The organism is Paraburkholderia aspalathi (assembly GCF_900116445.1).
Taxonomy (GTDB): Bacteria; Pseudomonadota; Gammaproteobacteria; order Burkholderiales; family Burkholderiaceae; genus Paraburkholderia; species Paraburkholderia aspalathi.
On the sequence record NZ_FPBH01000030.1, the window covers coordinates 22202 to 45716 of the forward strand.

Consider the following 23515-nt stretch of genomic DNA (forward strand, 5'->3'; position numbering starts at 1 on the left):
TCCCCGCCAGAAGGTGAACAGCGTGCTTCGCCGAAGCGTCACGCCCGTCCGTATGTATCGTCAAACCGAACTATGTCGTCTTCACCGAGATACGACCCGGATTGCACTTCGATCAATTCGAGCGGAAACCTTCCCGGGTTCTCGAGTCGATGCATCACGCCCAACGGAATGAACGTCGACTGGTTCTCGCTCAACAGGAATTCCTCATTGCCGCGTGTGACCAAGGCAGTGCCGCTCACCACGATCCAATGTTCGGCACGGTGGTGATGCAGTTGCAGCGACAGGCGACCGCCCGGGTTGACAACGATCCGCTTGACCTGGAAGCGTTCACCGTGGTCGACCGAATCGTAGTAACCCCACGGACGACGCACCTTGCGATGGACCTCCGCTTCAGGCGCCTGCAATGCCCGCATCCGGCTAACCAAACTCTTCACTTCCTGGACGCGGGAACGGTCGGCTACCAGCACGGCGTCGTCTGTTTCAACCACCACCACGTTGGTCACGCCAACGCATGCGATCAGACGCTTCTCGGAATGCCCAAAGCTGGACGTGGCGCCCTCGAAAACAACCCGTCCGCGGGAAGCGTTGCCGTCATCGTCTTTCTCGAGTGCATCCCAGACCGCGTCCCACGAACCGAGATCGGACCAGCCCGCGCTAAGCGGCACCACGACACCTTCCGCGATGCCATGTTGCGACCCGAGGTGTTCCATCACCGCATAGTCGATCGAGTCGGCCGGGGACGACTTGAACGCTTCCGTGCCCGGTCGGAAATACGAAGCGTCGTTGTGACCCTGTGCCTGCGCCTGCAAACATGCGTCATACATTGCCGGCTGGAGCCGCTTGAGCGTCGCGAGCCACACGCTCGCGCGCAAAACAAAGATGCCGCTGTTCCACCAGTACTGACCCGACGCCACGTATTGAGCAGCAATTTCTGCCGCAGGCTTCTCGACAAAGCGCTCAATGCGATGCGCTTCATCACTAATCTCATCACCAAGCTTTATATAGCCGAAGCCCGTATCAGCCCGCGTGGGCGGCACACCCAGTGCCACGATCGCGCCACGCTCAGCGTGCTGTGCGGCCAAAGCGATTGCTGCCTGGAAGGCGGCGACGTCGACGATCGCGTGGTCCGCCGGCATTACCAGCACGATCGGATCATCCCCATCCGCGCACGCTATCGCGGCCGCCAATGTGAGTGCCGGCGCAGTGTCTCGGCGAGCCGGCTCTACCACGATGCGAGCATCGACACCCTGTTCACGCAACTGTTCCGACGTCACAAACCGGTGCTCGTCTCCACAGACGACAATCGGAGTACCCACCAATCTCCCATGCACGTTGAAGCCTTTCATCCGCTGCACGGTAGCTTGCAGGAGCGATTCCGAACCGAGTACGTCAATGAACTGCTTCGGATATTGTTCACGCGACATGGGCCACAGCCGAGAGCCAGCCCCGCCTGCGAGCACCACCGGAACGAGTCGGACAGACCTGACGGAGAACCCCTGTTCCGTCGAAACCGCGTTGCTATCGTCAGCGTGCGTGACAGCTTCACCCGTGGAGGTGTTCGCCATATGCAGTCCTATTCGTAGTTCCAACTTGAGCAGCCTTCGCAAAGCAGTTGTTGCTCTACGCTATTTATTTCGTATAACGCAACCGTTGATTCCAACCTACTTCGATGGACCTGAGCGCACCGAAAGTTGCACAGCCGAAAAAAAAGCTATACCGCAACCCTTCCGTTGCGGGTCATCGTTATCCATCAACCGGGGTAGTTCGTGGTCCCCAAAAGGACTTGTCCATCTACACAACAGCATCTGGGGCGGACCGAACCGATGTGATATTCGTGGCGTCTCCAGCCACTTCCGACTTTCGCCCGTCTATCGCGCGAGCGAGTTCAAGGTGAAAGTCGCGTACTGCTTTAGAATCCCTGCGCGCTCTTTTGACTACAAACGTATTCCGATCCAAATCGGTCAATGCTCATTTCTCTCCTACTGGCAACGCCATTGGTACTCGTGTTGCCAGAAAAAATCGTGCTTTCCCTTTCGTATCTCGGACGTTGCGCTAACCGCTTACTCGCAAAAAGTGCACTCGACCTCAGTTGCAGTGCATCATACATAGCCCGCCTTCCGACGTTGTGTGACTGACGGAAAACGCCAACATGTTGGCGCTTTAGCCCATTCGCTTATTACGCGCCGGAACAGGGATTTTCCAGCACTGATGGGCGCATTCACGTAGCCGCGGAAAGCTGCGATAAGTCGCCGGAGTAATCGCGCCGGGAAGTCGCGAGCGCCTCCTCTTTTGCGAGTGGTCGAGGCGTCTATCGGTCCCCGATCTCGCTGATTTTTTTAGTTTTATCGTCGCTTTTCCCACGTACGTCGAGGCGAAATCCGCGGACATCAAGGCTATAGGGAGCCCGGCAAACTCGCCTCACTTGACTTGCATCGGAGATTCGTCAAGTAAGCCGAATTCCGCCTTCCGCGCGCTAGTTCGAATGCCGACAAGGCACCAATGAACGAAAGACAAGCATCGACTTTTCCGTCGCTCGAAAATACGCTCAGCTCCGTCCTCTGAATCACAAAAAATTCTTGGGCGTGGCGCGTTTTGGCAAATGCCCCTGGCAGGTTACGCCACCATTCTGGCCGCCTGAGCCCAATTTCATTGCTGATTGCAGACGAGATTGCGCGAGCGGTTCGCGCTCGGGGACGATTGCTCACCATGATGACCAAACAGACTGCTCAAATCCAACGTCAGTGCCGTTTCAGGTTGGGAGGGCCGGCAGAAGCCGCGTCGGGCAGCCTCTCGACGCGGTTGTTTTCCCCGAATGACAAGGACAGATCTGGCGGCCTTTACGAAAAAAACACATACCCAGTAAGAGACGCAATTCCAATCAACACACTTAGAATTGCCAATAGCCGCAGGCGCATCATCAGTTTCGCCCGTGATAGTTCCCAGGGCCCACGCGCCCGATGCGGCTGGAACTCGAGAAATATCAAAGGCTGGTAGTGCCGCCTCCCAACCTTCAACGCGGAGAACACGCTGCAAACCAGATAGACGATCGCCCATCCGAAGCAGAGATTTGCGACGATAGAAAAAAGAATTACCATATATTTCACCGACTTAGGAGCAACGATAGAGGTTTTCAAGACTACCGGGCGATGCTTCGTGTTTCATGACAAACGTTTGGCTGTATCCGTCTTATTCGTTCATAGTCCGAACAAGAATCGCGCTCTCCTGCGCAACACGATCTACCCTTCTTGCATGAACGCGATGCCGGCGTTTTTTTTCGCTAAAGGTATCCACCAAAGATGTGGGTCCATCCGCCACACGGAACTTGGCTGTTCACAGTGATGGGTGCAGTACGGTCAGCCGACGGGACCCTATGGGAGGAGAACGTGAGGGATGTTGAAAGCTATTTTTGATACTTTCGGTGCAACGTAACCGCCCGACCACGACCACTCTCGACAGCGTGTTGATACCGTACGGTTAATGGCGGCGTTGGGTTCAGGCGGCATCGGCGTGAAGGAGATTAGCAACGATCCATCGCAACAGTTTGTCGACGCGATTGACAGTATGCTCGGCGATAGGAGCGATGATGTGGCGCAGGTAAGCCCCGGGATCAAGGCCATTAAGTTTGGCGGTGCCGGCCAGTGTGCAGATAGCGGCGCCGCGTTCGCCGCCGCTATCTGACTCGAAGTGTGGGAGTTCTTTCGACCGAACCGACAGGGCTTCAGTTTATCTCATAAAAAAAAGACCGACACATCGTGTCGGTCTAAAGAAGCTTCCGGCTATTCCGAGGGCCACCACCGGAGGCTTGAGAGAATAGTATTGTTGTCGGTAATCGCTATATGATTCAGACATACGTTTGCACTAGAGCGCCAAAAAAACTGTTGCTACTTATCTCTTCCAGATTCGCGCGCACTTCATCGGAAGCAAAGTGCTTTACACCGACACCTTGTCCCGCAAAACGTCTCCGAACGGCGAACCTCAAGCCTCGGCACCAACGGACTCTTTCTCAGCGTGAACCGACAACAATGACGCGCCGCGCCCTATTGCATGTCACGCTTTTCTCGGTTTCCTGAAGAATTCACCCCGAACATTACGTGGACTGCGCAAGCGTGGTGGGATTCTGCTACCACTGGAGACTGGTAGTCGAGGTGAATGAAGTCGACAAATGCGCCTGTTAAAGTTTCGGCGTCGAATTGCACCTTCGACACTCGCAGCACATGTGCCGCGATATCCTGCGCCCGACTGGCTAGCGTTACACGCTGCAGCAAGTCGATTCTGCCGTTAACACACATCCAAAGATGCGTGGATTCGACCACTTGCCGCTCCGTAAGCCACCTGTCGGTCAGGCTATACCTCATTAGCTGTGACACGACGAGATAAGTCAGCAGACCGATGCACACGTCGGCATCGCGATAATTTAACCAGAGCATTTTCATTCAAGAGAGCAGGTGGCATTACGCATACGGCTCGAACATGTTGTCACTCTTTTCCAGAGGAGACACACAAGAATGTTCGGCCGCGCAGCAATGTGCGATCAGAAGTGGGTACAGTCCTGCATGGCACGAACGTAGAGAAACCATCGAGGCTCCGCTTGCGCTTGCGCCTCCAACACTGCAAGAAATCGGGACCCCGCGACGGATAATCCTATGTCCGATCTGCTCCGGTCCGCCAAAACATTGAAGGATTCCGCCGACTATCGACAACTACTCTATCGACACTGTTGCGAGCCAAATTAGGCTGGAATCACCCACCCGAACCGGTCAATAGGCTATTACCGGCCGGAGTTTAAAATGGCGTATTGCACCAATCTTTTGGCGCTAGTGACCAATACCGGTCTTGTACCATCCATGGACTTAGAAGCGCCAACACAATGAAGGTTGAAGTTGTCGCCACCAGATGGCATACCGAGGCGGCCAAGATTTTGGCGATGGCGCAACGACTGGATCGCTGTGCGCCATATTCACAACACCTCCACTCGTACTGACGAGACGCTGGCCAACGCGCTGTGCTCACCGTCATTCGTCGAGCGGCAAGCATTGCAAAGTTCAATTCAATCTCTCATCCTATCTTCCACAGATGCCAATTCGGGTTAAGCACACGGCAATTCGCGACGTAAAGCTGATCGAGCCATCTATTCTCTCCGATAAGCGAGGCGTCTCCTTTGTCAGCTTCGATCAGGAAGAATTCGAGGAGCACGTGGCGCGTGGTTACCAGTTCGTGCAGGAGCGCCACTCCGTATCTACCCATAATGTGCTATCTGGCCTGCACTATCAGATCCAGCGCCCGCAGGGGAAACTGGTGCGCGTGCTTAACGGTGAGGTGGTCGGTGTGGCAGTTGATTTGCGACGCTGGTCGCCCACATTCGGCCGCTGGATCAGTGCGCGGCTATCGGCATCAAACTGCTGTCAACTATGGATCCCGCCGGGATTCGCGCATGGCTCTCTGGTATTGTCGGATGTCGCGGAGATACTTTACAAGACAACTGAGCGTGGCTTTGTCGAGCATGAACGCACGTTGCAGTGGAACGATCCCGATATCGCGATCGCCTGGGAGCTTGACAAAGCGCCGATCACGTCTGCACGCGACGCGGCGGGTACAAGCTTCAGCATGGCTGAGGTGTATTGATAGTTATCCGTTCCACCGGTGCACCCCGAATGACTTTCAAATCGGCTCTCGTCGCGCCTCGCTAAAAGACCGTTTGCTAGCCCGGTACTCAGTCGGCGTCACACCAAGATATCTGCGGAAATTTTTGGAAAGTTGTCCGCCACTGCCCATTCCGCAACGCCGCGCGACCTTGTCGACCGGAAGGTCGGTTTCTGAAAGAAGATGGCAGCACTTATCAATTCTAACGTATAGAAGATAGTCGGATGGCGTCACGCCCATTTCCACCTTAAAGCGGCGCAGAAAATTCCGCTCACTCATCGCGACGAATTGCGCGGCTTCTTCGATCGTGATCGTTCTACCGCAGTTCATTTCCAACCACTGCGCGGATGCCCGAATTTTTTCACTCGGCGCTCCAAACACGTTTTGATTCGGAGCGGCGGCAAACTGCGCCTCGAAGCGCAACCTCACCACGCCAGTAATTTCGAGCGCCACTTCCGCACCGAAGTCTTTTTCAATCAATGCTAGTGCAGCTCGCAGTGGCGTGCTGAATCGTTGGGATGTAGACACGTTCAATCCATTCCACGCAATCGCATGCGCGCCCTCCCCGCGCCGCAGTTTGCGGGATGTATCCGGGGATTCAGCGGCATCGAGCAGCAAGCGCCCCTCCGCAATGGGAAAAATCTGCTCGTGGCGCAAGTCGAGCCGGCGCAGCCAGTCGACCATGCGCTCTTCGGTGAGCATACTGTGAACAGCGGCGCCGCCGGCAATGAAGAGCGCGTGGAGATCGCCCGCGTGACCGCGCGATTCGATGCTGTCAGTCCAAACGAACATCGATGACGAGCTCGCTATCCTGCCACCGCCGACAGACAGCAAGTGGACATCGTAACGTGGTCCATTGATACGCATTGACGTACCGAGCGCATTGGCTGACTGAAAAATCTCCACAACCGTGGCTGCCTCTGGTAGCGCGAAGCCGTTAAACAGTGCGATTCCGATGCGTTTTACTGCGCGCACATCGTGCACTACCTGACGCTGAGCCGCATCGCGACTAGCGCGGGCAAAAAAAACTGCCATCCAGCCATCCCCCGAAAATAAGTGGCCTCCTACAGCTACGTTTCGAGCCGTTTTAACTGCCTCGAGAATCGTACATAAGCAGCGCGCATAGCGTCGCTAGATGGCTGATTAGGATAATACGTTGGCGATCGAGGACAAATCGCAGCAGACGACTCGAATTGCGGCGTTACGGGCTACGTCCATTTCAACAACCAGTCTTACTTCGACAGACTTTTCGGTTTCCTATGCAATCTGCAATTGTTTGATCGAAGCAAAAAAAATTGGGGCACGACGTAGCGCAGCCCGAGACACGTAGCGACGAAGATTGGGTGGACCCACGACTCGAGCGACACACCCTGACAAGTCAACCATGCGATGGCAAAGAACCTCTCTTTAGTCGATCTCGATACGCTTGCTGTGGAGCGCGCTCGGCGCCGTCAGTCAAGCATCAGGGACAGGTGTTCCTCCAGATACGCTCTGAAGTCGACGCTTACCTCGGGGTGCCGCAATGCGAACTCCACTGTTGCTTTCAGATAACCCAGCTTGCTGCCGCAGTCGAAACGCGTGCCGTGATATTTGTGCGCCAGCACCTGTTCATCGGCGAGCAGCGATTGAATGGCGTCAGTCAGTTGCAGTTCGCCGCCTGCGCCCGCCTTGATCGAGCGAAGGTGTTTGAAGATGCGCGGCTTCAGCACATAGCGGCCCACCACGCCGAGATTCGACGGCGCCACGCTTGGCTCCGGCTTTTCGACAATGCCTGACATCTTGATGATCGAGTCTTCCCACGCCTTACCATCGATAATCCCGTACGACTTGGTGTCTTGCGGTTCGATCTCTTCGACCCCGATCACCGAACTGTGATAGTGATCGAACACCTCGATCATCTGCGTCATGACAGGGGGCGTACCGTATAGAAGGTCGTCTGCGAGAATGACTGCGAACGGGTGGTCACCCACCAACTTCTCAGCGCACAGCACGGCGTGCCCGAGGCCGAGCGCCTCCGCTTGACGCACGTAAAAGCAGTCGACATGGCTAGGCTTGATGCTGCGTACGAGCTCGAGTAGCTTGTCCTTACCGCGCGCCTCCAGTTCCGCTTCGACTTCATACGACTTATCGAAATGGTCCTCGATCGCACGCTTGCTGCGGCCCGTGACGAAGATCATTTCGGTGATGCCGGCCGCCATCGCCTCTTCCACCGCGTATTGAATTAGCGGCTTGTCAACGATCGGCAGCATCTCTTTCGGGCTAGCCTTCGTGGCAGGGAGAAACCGGGTGCCAAGACCTGCCACTGGAAATACTGCTTTAGTCACTTTTAGCATGTGAACTCCGAATGTCTTTTATATGGTCGATCTGCGAGTGCCCGCATCGACGCCTCGCCGGCAGCCGACGGCGCTTCGCTTGATCGACGACGGGCCGCCCGTCAAATTGTGCTTAGGTTGGTCCTCGGGATATCTATCGGCTGCAGCCCCCGCACGGACGAACTGCTTTTCGCGCTCTTCCGCCGAGCACGCCGCAGCATAGAGCCTCATTCAAATAGGTAATCACGCATGGCGGAGGCGATTCGGCTTTTGGCCGAACTAGACGTGATTGGCGCACGGTCAATCGATGGATCAGGCAGACCGAATGCATTCGAATTACTTCTGTCCTCCACGACGGCTGCTGACGAAAGCGGCTACGTTTCACGCTCGAAACAACATTAGGTGCTCAAAGTCGCATGCCGGCGCGGTATTCTCCCGGCGTTGTCGCGAGATGTTTGCGGAAGAGTTTCGCGAGCCGGCCACCACACCCAATGCCGCAACGACGCGCGACTTTGTCGACCGGCAGATCGCTTTCAAGAAGGAGGCGGCAGCTCATATCAAGCCGCACATAGAGCAAATAGTCAGAGGGCGTCATGCCCATTTCAACCTTGAAACGTCTCAGGAAATTGCGCCCGCTCATGACGGCGACCTGCGCTGCTTCGTTGATCGAGACAGGTCGATGACCGTTCGCTTCCAGCCATTTCGCCGACTTCTTGATTTCTTCGCTAATGCCGGCCGAAGTGTTCTTGCGCACAATAGCGGTGAAACGATTGTCCCCGGACGGTGCAACCCTATCAGCGATCTGACGCGCGACTTCGGCGCCGAGATCCTCCTCGACCACTGCAAGGGCGTGTCGCAATGAGTTGACCGAGGCGCTCGAAGGGTTGCTATCTGCAGCGGGCCATAGAGTGCCACCAGTGCGTTCACCGTAGCGTTTAACGCTGCTGGCCTGCCCAAAACCCGCAACGTCGAGCAGTAACTTTCCTTCCTCGATAGGGAATACTAGTGCGCTTCTCGGATGGGTCCGGCGCAACCAGGCGATCAGGCCATTATCCTGTAGTGCATTGTTCACGCCTGCCCCGCCAGTAATAAACAAAGCGTGAAAGCCCTCTGACTGGCGGTGTGCTTCGATGTCTTCAGTCCACACAAATACCGAGGAAGAACTGTCAATCCTGCCGCCCGCAGCCGACAACAAACTGACTCGGTAACGTATGCCGTGGCGCCGGTCGCTCTCGGTGAGCGCATTCGCTGAGTGAAATACCTCCGCGATTGCCGCGGCTTGGGAAAGGGCAAAGCCACTAAACAGCACGATGCCGACGCGCCTTACGCTGACCATATCTGGCAAAACGTGGAGCGACATTTCGCTGGCAGTGTGAACGGCTGAAGAACACCCCATCAGAATTTCCCCGGCGATTAGTTGGCCCCATGCGGCTTGCCTTGAGCCGGACGATCTTGTTGGATCGATCGTACATAGGGAGGGTCCGGGCCATAAATCATTGGCTGATTCGACCAACATGTTGGCTGCTACGATCAATTCGTGGCGTCAGTTCAAAACTGATAGCCATAAGCGAACTTCGACACGCGCTTACAATTATTTTTTATCTTTGAAATTCGAAAATATTCAATCTGTTGACACATCATGTCCGTCTTTGTAAATCGTTAATTTACGGCTCGTCGCCGTGAATGCGGTACATAGGCGTGCTGCTCGCGAGTCGTGCAGCCAGACATTTTTACAGGTCATTCCCTCTTGAGCCTTTGTATATAAGGCTTTTCATTCCTTCCACAGCTTCATCGAATCGCTCTGATGCGATCGCCATTAACCGGCGAAAGTCCCCGTTGATGAAAAACAGGTGCACCAGTAATTGTGCAAGAATTTCATTCAAAGAAACTTCCAATGGCAGACACGTGAACGAAGAACTCACCGTTGCGTACGAGTACACGGGTGGTTTTGACACATACCGCACGAGCCAGACTCGCGCGCCAAATCAGCTTCCTCTTGTCTACGACAACATAACAATGGTGGTTGATGAGATGGCATTCTGAAAGTGAAGTCACGCCTCTTCGACTACAACAAAGCAGGCTTATTCACAGTCACGTTGAAGCTGTCACACACGGTCCATTGAGGACATGCTGGGAATCCCAAACAGTGCGCTCATCTGGCGCAGACTGCACCTTGACGAACGGGATACTCGTGGGAGACATCCTTCAGATGCGGATGCGAACGAAGGCTAGTGCATTTGAAGGGGGGGCGCATTATCGGTTCATCCAATACGTGCGTATCGTCTGCCAATCCCATACCGTAGTCGCCGACCTGCATCCAGGATGCAGGCGCAGGTACGGTTCGTCCGAAACAGCCTGGCCAACCTATGGCCCTACGCGCTACGTCCCAAGATTGACAGCACGTCGGCGGCAGTGATGTCGGGCAATTGCTTGCCAATCATGTCCCAGAAGATCAAGTCGTGCATCGCGATGGCATCTTCGATCGTATCCCATTCGCGCGCACCGACGATGGAATCGGCGGTTTCGCAGGCAGCATTAACGATTGTCTGAATGTCTTGTCTGTGCATGAACGCGTTAACGGCGGCACTGCAGACTTATTTAGCCCTGTCGGGAAAAGCCCTACTTCGACAGCCCCAAAGGTCCGTAGCGAAAAACACCAGTCGCACAACGCACCGACGTCAATGTTTCAATGATTTATTTATATCATTCAGAATATAAAGCATTTCAAAATGCGCTCTATACACTCCGTCTCATTTTCTAAAAATATTACCGCGCCAGTATTTCCGAATTTTTCCGCATGATGCCGCAACTCATCCGGCATAAATGTGCATCGCGACCGTGCGCTTCCTAATGATCCCGTGTCTCAAACTGCCAATGTATTGCCTAATTCAGCCATGTAATAATAGCGCCGGGATCATTTGTATAGCATGCGTTAACAAGAATAAAGACAGAGTCGTGAGAAGAGGCTTTGCAGGCCAAACATTCCGGGGAATAAAATGCAACTGGTGCATACTCTGCCGCGCTGCTCGCAGCAAAGTGCGGTGGCAACGCAAGCGAACGACATCACTCGCGTCGACATAGCGTTGTTCGATGGTTTTGCGCTGCCAAAAGTCGCAGCGATTATCGAAATCTTCCAGAGGGCAAACGCACTGGTCGCGGCGCAGCGATCGGGCCGCACACGCTACGACGTTTCGTTGCTTTCGGCTTCCGGTGGTCGCATCGCGAGCTCGTCTTCAGTGTTCGTTTGGACGGACAGCGTCGACTCGCACCGCGGCACGAATGACACGCACCTGCTCTTCGTCGCAGGCGGTGCGGGCGTCCAGCACGCGTGCCGCGACGAACGCCTTGGCAATTGGCTGCGCCGCAGGCACCCGTTCAGCGAGATCGTTCATCCGATCGCGGAAGGACGGCTGCTTCTGGAAGCGGCCGGGCTTCCCAGCCGCTATTGCGCGCTCCTGTATGGCGGCAATGAAGCGCACGATCTTTATCAAACACGCCCGCTGACTGATGCGCCGGCCGCCGTGCACACAGTACTCCGCGTCGTCGAAGAGGATTTAGGATCGGAGTTGGCGCGGCTAGTTGCACAATCCGTCGCGCCGGAGCACAGGACGCCCTTCGACGCGTCAATGATCCACAACGCGACGTCGCAAGTCAGCGAAAAGATCATAGCCTCGGCGCGTTGGCTGGATGCCAATGTTGATCGCCCTATCTCTATCGAAGACGCAGCCCAGGTTGTAGCAATGAGCGAGCGCAACTTCCTGCGGCGCTTCAAGAGCGAGATCGGCATGACGCCTTCCGACTATCTGCTTCGAGCGCGCTTGAACATGAGTTGCCGGATGCTCCTCGAATCGCGTTTGCCGGTCGACAAGATCGCCCGGCGCTGCGGTATCGGCAGCGGCGGCCAATTGGCCAAGCTGTTCAGAAAGTATCTGGCGACGACACCGACCGACTACCGGACGCGCAAAACGGCACCTCCAGGTGGCTCATCCTGAGCCTGCGCTGTAAGCCGAACCTAGCGTGGCATGCGCGCGCATCGCGCGGAAGTCGTCAGTGTTAAATCTCAGGCAGGACAGTCGCAATTGCCCATTGCGGCGCTCACTGGCACTGCGCTCGAGAAGGAGTACGTCACGCATGCGCACGAAGTTCCCGCCGGAAAGTCGGTGCGTATTCGCCTCAGCCAAAACCGATACTGCTTCCGCCATCTCGCATCAAGCGCCGGCCTGGGCCTTTATGCGTGTGCCCGGTTATCCAAACGATGATCTGATTGGCCCGCGAAGCGCGGTCTGGTCAATCTCGGACTTCAGCCTGCCCCAATCAGCGCGAGCGTTAGTCGGGGTAATCGTTCGAATCGTGCAAATTCTGGCGGTTCGCACGAAAAACATCCAAAAATCAATGACTTGCATGGGGCGTGGCAGCGAGACATCCAAGAGTCGGCAAATCCTTATGGGACAAGCCTCTGTGCCCTGCAACCGCCAGATTCGGCATGGAAAGTACGAGATCACCCCAATTTGGCGGATGTATTCCACCCTCTCGGCAAGCGTGGCGCTTCGTGCGAGCGTGCCTCCGCTCACCTCCTCACCGTCCGGTCCGCACTGACCGGCGAGGGCTTTGTCAACTTGTCGAGGCTAAGAAGGAAAGACGGCAGGAAAGAGCATTCTCAGAAAGCATAGGACGGATTTCGGGTGACTTCGGTGACTTTGCCCCACGCAACGAATCGCGCGGCGAGGTGTTTGCGATAGAGTGAAGCGCGCAGCAGATGCCGCTTGAGCGCGAAATGTTCCCGGATCGGCCCGAAGCACGATAGAAATTTCTGTGTGCGTTTCGGGTCGCGGAAGCCGCGCATGCGACGCTCGCGTTCGCGCGTCGGTTGGTGGGCGTTCTCAGCCCGGTTGTTCAGCCGGGCTGCGGCTTTGACGAACACGTGCTTCACGTTCGCAAGTTCTTGGATTTCGGCTTTTGCCGCGGGATAGCTGCGTAACTGATCCGTGACGATCCTGCGCGGCACCGGGCTCGAACGCAGCACACGTTTGAAGAAACGTTTGGCAGCGGTTTTGTCGCGCCGCTTTTGCAGCAGGATGTCGAGTTCGGCGCCATACTCGTCGACCGCACGCCACAGCAGGTACGGTTCGCCACGCAGCGTGACGAACATCTCGTCGAGGTGCCACGTGCTACCTGGCTTGCGCCGTACCGCTTTCACTCGATGAGCAAAGCCCTCACCAAACTTGTCACACCAGCATCGGATCGTCTCGTATGTCACGATCACGCCGCGCTCGAAAAGCAGTTCCTCGATGTCGCGCAGGCTCAACTGGAAGCGGAAATACCATCGAACCGCGCAGCTGATAACTCCAGGCGGGAAACGGTGACCGTGATAGAGCGATTTCGATTTCTTCATCGCGCCATCTTATCCGACGGGTCACGCAACCTGACAACGCCCTGACGACGCCTAGCACCACCTGCGCACGCATGACCAAACTCTGATGCAGCGGACTGTAGTTGACGTAATTAAAGTGATCGACGTTTAATTCGCAATCCTATGTTTACCGGGGCCGAAGAGGCTTCAATTTGTGCAGGAGGCTGCTGCACAAATTCTGGATTCGCCCGTGCCTTCAGGTTGCTCGGTGACAATTTGTGCAGGGGGGAGGGCTGGCTTGCGCTGGATCACTGCGGCGACACGCTCTTCAAGTTTCTGATAATCGAAACGTCGAGGGGGAACGATTGCCTGTCTCACGAGGCCACGATGAAGCGTCTCGAATTGACGATTGGTGACCTGCCAAGGTGTTGGATGCCGTGGACATGGAGGCTGACTGGTCGCTGGAGGAGCCTGAGCAGGCGTCAACTCCGTTACCATCGCCTGGTATGTGAATCCGAAATCAGTAGCCCCGCCAGTTCTCTTTGGAGCCTGGCGGGTTTTTCTTTGCCTGCGGGCGCGAGCTACATACGGCGGTGGAGTCGCTCAACCGTTCAGTTGCGATTCGACGTTCAGGACGATCCGTGCGACCGGGTTGTTGTCTGCGGATTGCGGCGCGAACTTGATCTGGGCGACGGTGACGATACCGAGAGCGACGACCAGGAGTGCTCCAGACGCGGCGATGCGGGTAAGGTATTTCACAGGGACCTCATTTTGATGATGTAGACAGAAACTGGACCTAGCTGACAGAGGCGTCGACTCAACTTCAGCGCATCCTCGGTCCGCAACCCGGCAACGCCGGACGCGGTCGTCGGATCGCGCTTGCCGATCGGACGAAGTTTGTGCAGTGCACTATAACACAACCATCAGTCGTATCTACCGGTCACACGGGCTTGTGCAGTGCACTATAAATGGTTTATCCGTATGCGCAGTGCGACATCCCGTCGCGAGCGGATGCTTAATTGCTTGAGTATTTCGTGTATGAAAGATTTCTGTAGCCCGTACCGGGCCGTCATGCTATGTGGGTGATTCCCGCAGGCATGGACGATGTCGAGGAAGCCGTCTCGGCAGTCTCCCCGATGGAGCCTGCTAGTTGAAGATGGGTTTGCGGAAAGTATCAATTGCGCTATGATTGGGTATCAACTGATACCTCAGTCGGGGAGTCGCATGTCACTGATCACGCCTGAGGCAGTGGCCGCAGTCATGGAACTGCGGCAGGTCCCGCATACGCTCGCGGAACTCGAGGCACTTGTCCGCGACGGCCTGCCCAAGTCTGCGCTGCGCGCGGGCGTCGAACATGCGACGCAGGGCGCTGACGCCCGGCGTGCGCTACTTGCCCGCATCATCCCCGAAGCGACCTATAAGCGGCGTCGCGATCGGCTGACGCCAGACGAATCGGAAAAGACTGAGCGGCTGGCCAGGATCGTCGCGACGACGGCCTACGTCTGGAACGACGAAGAGGACGCGCGGGAATTCCTGTCGACGCCGCACCCGGAGCTCGAAGCGCGAGCTCCACTCGATGTTGCGCTGACCGAGCTCGGCGCGCGCCGGGTCGAAGAGCTGCTCTGGAAACTGTTTTATGGGTTGCCGGCGTGAAGTTGTTTCGAATCGCCGACACTCGACATACGGTCTGGAGCGGCACCGGTGCGATGCTGGTGGGCGGCCGCTTCAATAGTCCGGGGCGACCGGTCATCTACGCCGCGTCGACCTTCGCCGGTGCGATGCTCGAGGTCCTTGTTCATGCGCGCATCGGCAAGGTACCGAAGACGCACGGATGGGTTGAAGCAGCGGTTCCCGACGATATTCGCGTCGAACTCCATTCGGCCGGATCGTTGCCAGGGGGATGGGATGCGCCAGCACTGCAGGCGGCACGGGAGTTCGGCGACGCCTGGCTGACCGAGTCGCGTACCGCGCTCCTGATGGTACCTTCCGTCGTCGTCCGTGCAGAGTTCAACGTGCTGGTCAATCCCGTACACCCAGACGCGACGCGGATTGTTGTGACCGAGCCGCAACCCGTCGTGTGGGATGAACGCCTCTTTGTGATGCCGACGGTCGGACACTCATAGATTACGGTGGCCGGCTAGCCTCGCCTCGACCCTTTGCTCTTCAACGAAAATGACTGGGACGTTGCTTCTAGTTTGGTTCGCAACTGGTTGCCAAAGCCGACACGGCCGTTGGTTTGCATAGACTTGTTCCCGTCTTTTGCAGAAATTTGTTCTTGGCGTGTCTGCCAACGGCCTGCCCTGCCCGCGCATCGGCCTTGGTCACGGCTTCGTCGGCTGCGGGAACAATATTATGCAGCTGCGATTTGCATAGTATTGTTCCCAGCCGGCTCATGGCGCCGGACTGCCCGCTGGTGGACGCGAACAACTTTACGCAAACCAACGCCTGGCGAGCCGCGCTGGATGCGGCGAAGCGCCCGTATAAGTACATTGAGGGCATTAATGGCGAGGCTGCACCGGTGAATGAACCGCAGTGGTAGGTTCGTCCCGCGCCCAAAGCTAGGAAAACGACAATGACTCAAGAGCCAGAGACTCTCGTACCTGACTACGATGACCCCAAGGAGGTGTGGGCCTATTTCGGCCTCGCGTTCTATCGCGCAAACGTTCTGGAGCGTGGGCTCGTGAATCTTGCCGTTGGGCTATTGTCGAAAAATGTCGAAGGTGTGACCGGCGACGACGTGCATTCATTGTATGAGACTCACGACTCAAAAACGTTTGGGCAGGTGATAGCTATTGCCAAACGGATGTTCGTCTTTGACGATCAGACCGCGAATGAATTGCAGCGCGCGCTCGACGACAGGAACCATCTCGCCCACAGATTTTTCGAGAGCCATGATCTGGATCTACTCACTAAGTCCGGCAAAAAAAAGATGCTCGATGAGTTGGTTGAAATTGTGGTTCGACTGAAGGCTATCGACCGGAAGATGGACCCGATCTGGATGGCTGCCTGGAGTCACTTGGGCGTGACACCAGAGTGGATCGAGAAGCAAGCGAAGCTGTATGTTCGATCTGCGACTGACACGAGTTCTTGAAAAGAACGCTTTAGGAACGGGAAAGCCCTATGACAGTGCACCGAGATCAAATGCCTGAAGTGGTGGTGATTGCCCCGATAGCCGCGCTCGCACACCATCGCATAAAGACGGCTGGCCGTGAGTGACGGAAACTTCTTCAGCGTCATCGTGGATGAACGGCAGGTATGCGTCGATCTGTGAAGGTCGTTGCAGGCCACCGATCCTGGGAAGTCCAGCTTGCGCCAGCACCCGATGAACCGTTCCGTGGTGAACATGCAATTGGCGCGCGATGGTGCCGGCACGCCACTTCTCGACGTGGTAGTAGCGCAGGATTTGCGCCTCGAGTTCTGCTCCGATGGTCATGGGTCGTGTCCTGTGATGTCTATAGCAGTACGAACATGTTGGAAGACCCGAGTACGCAGTGGCCCGAGGCGCACCAACGCCGAGCAGGCGCGTTGACAGAATTGACAGTGGGCGGGCAAACGCCTGGCGATACCGGGAGTCGTTGCTTTAGCCGATGTTGTCGGGGGCGCTTGCAGTAAAGCATCGGCGGCAGCCGCTGCATAACCCTGATGTGTCACTTTATTTAAGCGAGTGCGATAGGCGCATTCGTTCGGCGTGCGCGAGGCGTCCATTGCGGCTGCGTTGGTATCGGCGCCCGGCCTCCCGAACGCTGCTCTGCCGAGCGGCCAACGAGCAGTCGCCGTCGCAGTAGATCTGGCCTATGCGCAAGTCAGGAACGATTTCCTGATACTCGCAGGCTGTGTTAAAGCGGACACCCGCACAAACACAGCAGAGGATCTGCACGATGACGGCAAGACGAACGACCATCCGGCAACTGCCGCTGACCGAGGTCGTTGAACGCGACACACCCGGCGCGACGCCGGTCAGCATCACCACGCCTGAGGGCGGCGCCATCTATCACACGGTCCCGCTCGCAGACCCCGACACCGGCAGGCGACGCGACGCCCGCGCGCGGTGGATCGCAGGCACCTTCCCTCTCTTTCCTGTTGTCCGGCTCGCTGACGGCGCGCCGTGGGCTGAGGCGAATCTCTGGCTCATCGACATGATGGAGTCGAAGTCGTCGCCCAACATGCTGACGTTCGCCAGCATCGCTGACGACCTGGTGGCGTTCCGGCGTTATCTGGATGACGAGGGTGCCGACTGGCTGACGTTCCCCGCGAACAGGCGGCAACGTCCGACCTACCGCTACAGCGCCTCGATCAGGCTGGCTGTGCAGACAGGTGAACTGTCTGCCAGCGTTGCCAGGCGTCGTATGGGAGCGGTGGTGCGTTTCTATCGCTGGCTCATGGCCGAAGCAGGCTTCAGCCCCACGAACGCGCCGTGGGTCGAATCTGGCCGCTTCATCGAGTTCAAGGACCTGAAGGGATTCAGCAGCGTGATCGAGGTCAAGACCACCGACCTGTCGATCAGTGGCCAGCGCGCAGAAGACCCGTGGGACGATCACATTCAGGACGGCGGCCGCCTGCGCCCACTGCCCTCCACCGAGCAGTCGGTGCTGCTCGAATCGTTAGTCGCACTCGGCAACACCGAGATGACGCTCATTCATCTGTTCGCGCTGTTGACGGGCGCCCGCATCCAGACGGTATTGACCGTGCGCGCGAAACACGCAATGCGCAAGCCGGAGGAGTTTCACGGCGACGACATCCGTCTCGCCTGCGGGCCGGGCACGGGCATCGACACGAAGGGCGGAGTCAAGGGCGTGTTGCACCTGCCGCGCCGTTTCTATGAGCGGCTGTACATCTACGTGCACAGCGATCGTGCGCGCAAGCGTCGCCAACTGGCAGACGGCGGCGATCACCCCGGCCAGCCGCTTTTTCTCAGCCATCGCGGTGCGCCGCTCTACGAGGATCGCGCATCGCGCGGCCCGCTCAGCACTGGCCCGCAGGGGCGACGCCACGTCAAGACCGGACAGGCCGTGCGCCAGTTCATCAGGGACGAACTGTTGCCCATGATGCGCGTGCGGCTTGACAACCCCAGGTACGAGTTCAGCTTCCACGACCTGCGCGCCACCTTCGGGCTGAACATGGTCGACGCGATGACAGCAAACGAGACGAAGTACACGCGGGCACTCGATCAGTTGCGGCAGTTGATGTGGCACGTACGACTGTCCACGACCGAGCGCTATTACCTTAGTTACCGCGAGAATCGCAAACTGTTCGACGCGGTGCAGGATGGCTGGGGCGCGCACCTGTCGACGCTGGTCACGCGCACCCTCGACACTGCGGTGGCAGTATGAGCCGGCAGTACGAGGAAGTGCGCATGCCGCTCGCGGAGGGCACGCTGCTTCTGCACCCCGAGCGTGCGCTGCTCAGGTGGGAAGGCATGAGCAGATGTTCCGATATCGGGCAGATCTGCTACCTGACGCGTGACACGTCAAGCTCGCAGCGCACGCGACACACTTTCGACCACACGAGCTTCAGCAGCGAACGCGCCAGGGTCGTACGTCTGCTGGTGACTCAGCTTTCCGGGCGTATGACCCTTGGCGCGATGCGTCCGAAGACGGTCCACGGTGCTTTGCGCGTCGTGCTTGATTTCGTGAACTGGGCCGACAGGCAGGGCTTGCATCAGGTGCTCTGTGATGAGAAGGCTACGGCGGAGGCGGTTCATCGCTACTTCCGTGAGAAGCGCGAACAGGTCTCGCTGGGCAACGTGAACCGCAATTCCGTCGCCAGCGATCAGCGTAATCTGTTGTCGATGCTACGTGAGTTCTTCCGAAACGACGACTTCTGCGCCGATGCGAGGGTGCTGCGCTACCAACAGGATGCTTGGGTGCCGACTGCTGTGCCTGACGCCGAGGCACAAGCCGCCCTGCTCGCGTGGGCTGACGCGCTCTTCAGCAGCATCAGCACGCTGGTGCTCGCCTTCAGGCCGTACCCGGTGCGCGTCACGACGGCGCGAGGCGAGAGTCTTTGCCTTGTCCCGCACAGACACAACCGCCGTGAAGGCGACGACTCGCCTGGCCTGGCTGGCTGGAATCTGGAAACGGGCGAGCTGCGCACCCGGGAAGAACTCATAACGCGCATGGCTGAGGCTGGTGCTAAAGATCCTCTTAACCGTTCACGGGCCGTCGCCTGGTTTTCTGCTAAACATCTTGCGGCGGCGAACACGGACGCACAGTCGCCTATCCGTCACACGCACGCTTCGATGGCGGTCTATTGCTTCGCCGCGCTGTTTCTGGCCGAGACGGGCGCCAACCTTGCGCAACTTCTGTCCATGAAGTGGAGCCCGGAGCTTGCTGCGAGCCTGCAGGATGCGTCGGTTGCACGTCAGAAGTTTCGCGAGGTCAAGTACCGTGCAGGCGGGAGCGAAGTTACGTTCACCGTCTCGCTGGACTTCATGCCAAAGCTCAAGGGGTATCTGAGGTTGCGCGAGTATCTGGTGCAGGGCGCAGACTGCGACGCGTTGTTCGTCGTAGTCGGGCATTCTGCATGGCGCCGACGGCTAGTGAGTCTCCCAATCCATTTCCTCGCCCGACTTTACGATCGACTCGACACGCTCGGGATCGTGCTGCCGCGCATTACCGCACGCCAGTGGCGTGCGGCCAAACAGGATTGGGCAGTAAGCAACCACGGCCCCGTCGTCGCGGCCAGGCTGATGGGGCACTCGCTGGCCACGGCGCTGCGCTCGTACTCAAATGGCACGGATGCCGCGCACAAGGCCGAGATGGGCGCATTCCTCGCTTCGGTCGAGAAGACCGTGCTGAACCCGGCCACGACCCGGCGGGCAGCATCAGGAGCGCGGTGGGCGTCTGCATCGGGTTCCACAAACCGACGCCGATCGCGGCGTCGGTCACCGTCCAGCCTGACTGCCGCTCGACCGAAGGGTGTCTCTTCTGTGACCAGTACCGTGTGCACGCTGACGCCACCGACATCCGCAAGCTGCTGGGCTGCCGTCATTGCATCAGGCTCGTGAGCAGACGTGCGGACTCGATCGAGCAATACGACAGATCGTTCGGTGCGGTGCTGCGACGCGTTAACTTCCTGCTCGACGAATTGCGCAGACGCGATGCCGCGCTGGTCGATCAGATCGAGCAGGACGTTGATATCGACGGGAATCTTGACGCTTTCTGGTCGGCCAGGCTCGACCAGCTTTACGAACTGGGAGTGGCATGAACAACACGCTGATCGCACCGCTCGCTGGGCGCCCCGACTGGTATCGGGTCGAGGACGATACGGTGGTTACGCACGACAAGGCCGGGAATGCCGTTTCGCTGTTTGGTGACGACGCCTGGGACATCCGGGCATATACGATTGGACCGCGAACCCATATCTATTTTAGAGGCCACCTGCCTGACGGCGTGAGCCGTGCCCTTTCAGGGGCGACGACGCGTCAGTGGAAGCAGGTCATGTACTTTCTGATGCACGAAGCAACTGATACGGTACCGGGGTTCGGTACGCTTCAATCTAGTTCAACTTGCCTGAAGGAATTCACGTTCTTTGCTGCCGAACGTCAGCTTACGCTCTACGAGGGGCTGTCCAGCGGCGCCGTTGTTCTGGACTATGTGGCGGATGCCGGGAGGGAGAGGAAGGCCCATCGTCTTCATTCGATTCTGGTGAAGCTTCACCGTCTGGGCGTCGGGACCACGGGGCTGCGCGTGCCGTTGGCCCAACTGCATAAGCCGCTGCTCGAACGCTTCGCGCAACGCGCCGGAAGCTCACAATACCCTGTTATCCCGACGCGAATCTACCAGCACTTCCTGTCAACCTGTGAACATGACCTCGGCGTTGCTGAGGGCACCGCTGACATTCTGTCGGACTACCTCGCACCCAAGTACGCTGGCGAGAGCCCGGGGGTCTCTGCGGAACTGGTAAGGGTTGCTGCGCACTTCGGGTGCAAGGACTCCCCTTACGTCGTGTCGTCGCTTGTGACGTCGATCAACGCGCTATGCCAGCTTGTCATCCTGTCATTCACCGGCATGCGTGCGATGGAGGCGGAGAACCTGCCGTACGACTGCCTGAGCGAGACCCGTCTGGATGGCGTGACCCACTACACCATCGAGGGCATCACGACCAAACTGTCGGGCGGTCGTCCCAGGCGCGCATGCTGGGTGACCAGCCCGCTCGCTGCCCGTGCCGTCAGGCTCGCGCAACGGCTATCGGGCGAGGCGCACCGTGCGCACGGCGCGCAAGGGTACGCCGAATCGACGGACGGTTCGCACCTGCTGTTCTGCCGGATGGGTCTGCATTACGAGTACGTGGCAAACCGGGCCGCGAGTAGGGTATATAACGAAGTCGAAGCCTTTCGTGAGCGCGTCTTCCCGACGATCACGGTCGAGGACATCGCCGAACTGAAGCGTGTCGACATGCACCGCGCGTGGGAAGACGAACCGAAGTACGCGCTCGGGCAGCAGTGGCCGTTCACTCGCCATCAGCTTCGCCGCTCGCTTGCGCTCTACGCGCACCGCAGCGGTCTCGTGACACTGCCGACGCTCAAGCGTCAGTTGCAGCACATCACGCAGGAGATGAGCATGTATTACACGCGTGGCTCGGCGTTCGCGAAGGGATTCATCGACACCGACAGGACCCACTTCGCGAAGGAATGGGCCGAGGCACAAGGCCTGTCCGAATACCTTGCGTACGCCGAGCAGGTGCTGTTCTCTGACGAGCGGCTGTTCGGCGGGCACGCAGCGTGGACGCAGAGCCGTGCCGTGCAGGCCTCGCCTGTGTCGGTCTACTCGCGCGAGCAGACGGTCAGGATGTTCGAGAAGGGTGAACTCGCGTATCGCGAGACGGTGCTGGGCGGCTGCGCCAGCGTCGAGCCGTGCAGGTCGACACCGCTCGACTGGATGCGTCTGGATTGCCTTGAATCGAACTGCCGTAATCTCATCGTCGTGCCGTCGAAGCTTCAGCGCGTGATCAAGGCGCAACAGGTTACGGTCGCGAAGCTGCGTGCCGTCGATGAGGCGAGCGTCGAATACCGTATCGAGGCACAGACGCTGCAACGACTGCTTGACGCGCAGGAGAAACTGATCAAACCGGAGGCAGCGTGAGCGACGCCATGACTGACTACTACGCCGCCCTTGAGCGGCTGAAGAAGCGCAAGGGTGCGCGTATCAACAACGACACCGTGGCGATCGAGGCGGGCCGCAAGAAGGGGAGCATCAAGAAGTCGCGCCCACAGTTCACCGAACTGATCGAAGCGATTGACGCGGCCAACGCGGTGGCCGGGCGCCCGAAGCTCGAACTGACCGAGCGTCTTAACCGCGCGAAGGGCGACGCAAAGGATCTGCAGGCACAGTTCGACGAATCGCTGGCTCGTGAACTCGCACTGCTGCGTCAGGTGTTCAGCCTGCGCAAGGAACTGGCCGCGCTGCGTGGCGGTAGCGTCCTGCCCTTGCAGCCGCGCTAGATCGGGACGGGTACCTTCGCTCGAAATCAGCATGCGAAACTTGCGAAGATGGACATTCCGACGGTCGTCGTGTCCATTTTTTTCTTCCAATTGATGGACACCCGGCAGACTGCCGATTCCTGCCTTTTCAAGGCTCCAGCTGATGTCCATTTTTTCTCTCTTGCGCGTACTGTCCGCGATCGCAACGGCGGCAAACGATGACCTGCACCCGGCAACGCGCGCACACGTAAAAGCGACCTGTGGCCGGCATTGAAGAATCCCGTCAATGCCGAGGCGATATCGACGGAGCCGGCGAGGCGTGCAATACTCATTGCACACCCATGCTCCGTGCACGCGGTGGGGTCTGACATCGGTGTAAACTTGGCGGTTTGGACCGGTGTCAGGCCGTTTCTTCGGCGGTGAACTGTTCTTCTACCCTATCTCGTATCCCTGCGTCACCCCCTGAGCAAACGCGAGTCGGGGCCCGGTGCGTCTTCACTCGCCCTTCGGGCTCCTTACGACGCACCGCAGCGCAGTCCGACTACGCCTCAACAAGCGATTCCTGAGCGAACGGCAAATACGTCTCGTTCAAGATTGCACGTACCCGCCGCCCCGCCGTCTAATGCGCTTTCTGACCGCCGGTCACAACAGGTGCAGGGCGTGGCGTTGCATGACCGGGCCGCGGAGTTCAAACGGTAAAATGGTGGTGGCGAAACGGCTCCAACAGCATCGTGACCGAGAACAGATCGTGCCCTTATTCGAGAAAATCCACCTTCGCGCTTCAAACGACGG

Annotated in this window: 19 protein-coding genes and 1 pseudogene; 10 read left to right on the forward strand and 10 right to left on the reverse strand. The window is 58.0% G+C overall.

Translation table 11 applies throughout. The features are described from left to right. Nucleotides 1-38: 38 nt before the first annotated feature. Complete coding sequence (locus tag BM438_RS34390) at nt 39-1565, reverse strand: mannose-1-phosphate guanylyltransferase/mannose-6-phosphate isomerase (protein WP_093644025.1); 1527 nt, start codon at nt 1563-1565, stop codon at nt 39-41. A 1927-nt stretch (nt 1566-3492) separates the two neighbouring features. Then, a pseudogene (locus tag BM438_RS34400) lies at nt 3493-3678 on the reverse strand (transposase domain-containing protein); the annotation flags it as partial. A 1395-nt stretch (nt 3679-5073) separates the two neighbouring features. On the opposite strand from BM438_RS34400, the gene rfbC reads away from it, so the two are divergent. Next, a complete protein-coding gene (gene rfbC, locus BM438_RS34410) occupies nt 5074-5622 on the forward strand; it encodes a dTDP-4-dehydrorhamnose 3,5-epimerase (protein ID WP_093644029.1) in 549 nt (182 codons plus the stop codon). Between the two features lie 36 nt (nt 5623-5658). Here rfbC and BM438_RS34415 read toward each other — a convergent pair whose 3' ends face one another. The 4 genes from BM438_RS34415 to BM438_RS34435 all read right to left on the reverse strand — a co-directional run bounded on the left by BM438_RS34415 (nt 5659) and on the right by BM438_RS34435 (nt 10519). Next, nucleotides 5659-6675, reverse strand: coding sequence for a GlxA family transcriptional regulator (locus BM438_RS34415; RefSeq protein WP_093644031.1), 1017 nt, complete (start codon nt 6673-6675; stop codon nt 5659-5661). Nucleotides 6676-7091: 416 nt separating this feature from the next. Further along, on the reverse strand, nt 7092-7973 hold the full coding sequence (galU, locus tag BM438_RS34420) for a UTP--glucose-1-phosphate uridylyltransferase GalU (RefSeq protein ID WP_093644033.1): 882 nt from the start codon (nt 7971-7973) through the stop codon (nt 7092-7094). 385 nt (nt 7974-8358) lie between these two features. Next, nucleotides 8359-9468, reverse strand: a complete 1110-nt coding sequence (locus tag BM438_RS34425) for a GlxA family transcriptional regulator (protein WP_244179520.1) — start codon at nt 9466-9468, stop codon at nt 8359-8361. An 856-nt stretch (nt 9469-10324) separates the two neighbouring features. After that, nucleotides 10325-10519 (reverse strand): hypothetical protein, encoded by a 195-nt coding sequence (locus tag BM438_RS34435; protein WP_093644037.1) that lies wholly within the window; start codon nt 10517-10519, stop codon nt 10325-10327. A gap of 429 nt (nt 10520-10948) precedes the next feature. On the opposite strand from BM438_RS34435, the gene BM438_RS34440 reads away from it, so the two are divergent. Continuing rightward, complete coding sequence (locus BM438_RS34440) at nt 10949-11944, forward strand: GlxA family transcriptional regulator (RefSeq protein WP_093644039.1); 996 nt, start codon at nt 10949-10951, stop codon at nt 11942-11944. Nucleotides 11945-12609: 665 nt separating this feature from the next. Here BM438_RS34440 and BM438_RS34445 read toward each other — a convergent pair. Beyond that, a complete protein-coding gene (locus BM438_RS34445) occupies nt 12610-13344 on the reverse strand; it encodes an IS6 family transposase (RefSeq protein WP_093644041.1) in 735 nt (244 codons plus the stop codon). A 561-nt stretch (nt 13345-13905) separates the two neighbouring features. Beyond that, nucleotides 13906-14061, reverse strand: a complete 156-nt coding sequence (locus tag BM438_RS45715) for a hypothetical protein (RefSeq protein WP_158380673.1) — start codon at nt 14059-14061, stop codon at nt 13906-13908. 465 nt (nt 14062-14526) lie between these two features. On the opposite strand from BM438_RS45715, the gene BM438_RS34450 reads away from it, so the two are divergent. From BM438_RS34450 to BM438_RS34460, 3 genes are all read left to right on the forward strand, one after another. After that, on the forward strand, nt 14527-14955 hold the full coding sequence (locus BM438_RS34450) for an antitoxin Xre/MbcA/ParS toxin-binding domain-containing protein (RefSeq protein WP_093644043.1): 429 nt from the start codon (nt 14527-14529) through the stop codon (nt 14953-14955). Continuing rightward, on the forward strand, nt 14952-15425 hold the full coding sequence (locus tag BM438_RS34455) for an RES family NAD+ phosphorylase (protein WP_093644045.1): 474 nt from the start codon (nt 14952-14954) through the stop codon (nt 15423-15425). The genes BM438_RS34450 and BM438_RS34455 overlap by 4 nt, the downstream gene beginning before the upstream one ends. 449 nt (nt 15426-15874) lie before the next feature. Then, nucleotides 15875-16393 carry a hypothetical protein gene (locus BM438_RS34460; RefSeq protein ID WP_093644047.1) on the forward strand — a complete coding sequence of 173 codons (519 nt, stop codon included), beginning with the start codon at nt 15875-15877 and terminating at the stop codon, nt 16391-16393. Nucleotides 16394-16420: 27 nt separating this feature from the next. On the opposite strand, the gene BM438_RS34465 is transcribed toward BM438_RS34460, so the two are convergent. After that, nucleotides 16421-16735, reverse strand: coding sequence for a hypothetical protein (locus BM438_RS34465; protein ID WP_244179521.1), 315 nt, complete (start codon nt 16733-16735; stop codon nt 16421-16423). A 445-nt stretch (nt 16736-17180) separates the two neighbouring features. Here BM438_RS34465 and BM438_RS34470 point away from each other — a divergent pair, with 445 nt between their 5' ends. From BM438_RS34470 to BM438_RS34485, 5 genes are read left to right on the forward strand one after another with little or no spacing between them, the layout of a single operon-like run. Further along, entirely contained in the window at nt 17181-18632 is a 1452-nt protein-coding gene (locus BM438_RS34470) for a site-specific integrase (RefSeq protein WP_093644049.1), read from the forward strand. Continuing rightward, nucleotides 18629-20308, forward strand: a complete 1680-nt coding sequence (locus BM438_RS34475) for an integrase (RefSeq protein WP_244179522.1) — start codon at nt 18629-18631, stop codon at nt 20306-20308. Before BM438_RS34470 ends, BM438_RS34475 begins: the two co-directional genes overlap by 4 nt. Next, nucleotides 20305-20508, forward strand: a complete 204-nt coding sequence (locus BM438_RS46415) for a hypothetical protein (RefSeq protein WP_244179523.1) — start codon at nt 20305-20307, stop codon at nt 20506-20508. Before BM438_RS34475 ends, BM438_RS46415 begins: the two co-directional genes overlap by 4 nt. Continuing rightward, nucleotides 20505-22385: an integrase gene (locus BM438_RS34480; protein WP_093644051.1), complete on the forward strand. Its 1881-nt coding sequence runs from the start codon at nt 20505-20507 to the stop codon at nt 22383-22385. Before BM438_RS46415 ends, BM438_RS34480 begins: the two co-directional genes overlap by 4 nt. After that, entirely contained in the window at nt 22382-22744 is a 363-nt protein-coding gene (locus BM438_RS34485; RefSeq protein ID WP_093644053.1) for a hypothetical protein, read from the forward strand. Before BM438_RS34480 ends, BM438_RS34485 begins: the two co-directional genes overlap by 4 nt. Before the next feature lie 26 nt (nt 22745-22770). On the opposite strand, the gene BM438_RS45045 is transcribed toward BM438_RS34485, so the two are convergent. Continuing rightward, nucleotides 22771-23055: a hypothetical protein gene (locus BM438_RS45045; RefSeq protein ID WP_143131803.1), complete on the reverse strand. Its 285-nt coding sequence runs from the start codon at nt 23053-23055 to the stop codon at nt 22771-22773. Nucleotides 23056-23515: the final 460 nt, after the last annotated feature.

What these genes read in the sequence shown, in the direction of transcription:
- BM438_RS34460 (WP_093644047.1), top strand. Translation starts at nt 15,875, where the DNA reads ATGACTCAAGAGCCAGAGACTCTCGTACCTGACTACGATGACCCCAAG.
- BM438_RS34475 (WP_244179522.1), top strand. Translation starts at nt 18,629, where the DNA reads ATGAGCCGGCAGTACGAGGAAGTGCGCATGCCGCTCGCGGAGGGCACG.
- BM438_RS34470 (WP_093644049.1), top strand. Translation starts at nt 17,181, where the DNA reads ATGACGGCAAGACGAACGACCATCCGGCAACTGCCGCTGACCGAGGTC.
- BM438_RS34465 (WP_244179521.1), bottom strand. Translation starts at nt 16,735, where the DNA reads ATGACCATCGGAGCAGAACTCGAGGCGCAAATCCTGCGCTACTACCAC.
- BM438_RS34440 (WP_093644039.1), top strand. Translation starts at nt 10,949, where the DNA reads ATGCAACTGGTGCATACTCTGCCGCGCTGCTCGCAGCAAAGTGCGGTG.
- galU (WP_093644033.1), bottom strand. Translation starts at nt 7,973, where the DNA reads ATGCTAAAAGTGACTAAAGCAGTATTTCCAGTGGCAGGTCTTGGCACC.
- BM438_RS34415 (WP_093644031.1), bottom strand. Translation starts at nt 6,675, where the DNA reads ATGGCAGTTTTTTTTGCCCGCGCTAGTCGCGATGCGGCTCAGCGTCAG.
- BM438_RS34445 (WP_093644041.1), bottom strand. Translation starts at nt 13,344, where the DNA reads ATGAAGAAATCGAAATCGCTCTATCACGGTCACCGTTTCCCGCCTGGA.
- BM438_RS34480 (WP_093644051.1), top strand. Translation starts at nt 20,505, where the DNA reads ATGAACAACACGCTGATCGCACCGCTCGCTGGGCGCCCCGACTGGTAT.
- BM438_RS34425 (WP_244179520.1), bottom strand. Translation starts at nt 9,468, where the DNA reads ATGTTGGTCGAATCAGCCAATGATTTATGGCCCGGACCCTCCCTATGT.
- rfbC (WP_093644029.1), top strand. Translation starts at nt 5,074, where the DNA reads ATGCCAATTCGGGTTAAGCACACGGCAATTCGCGACGTAAAGCTGATC.
- BM438_RS34435 (WP_093644037.1), bottom strand. Translation starts at nt 10,519, where the DNA reads ATGCACAGACAAGACATTCAGACAATCGTTAATGCTGCCTGCGAAACC.
- BM438_RS34390 (WP_093644025.1), bottom strand. Translation starts at nt 1,565, where the DNA reads ATGGCGAACACCTCCACGGGTGAAGCTGTCACGCACGCTGACGATAGC.
- BM438_RS34450 (WP_093644043.1), top strand. Translation starts at nt 14,527, where the DNA reads ATGTCACTGATCACGCCTGAGGCAGTGGCCGCAGTCATGGAACTGCGG.
- BM438_RS45045 (WP_143131803.1), bottom strand. Translation starts at nt 23,055, where the DNA reads ATGAGTATTGCACGCCTCGCCGGCTCCGTCGATATCGCCTCGGCATTG.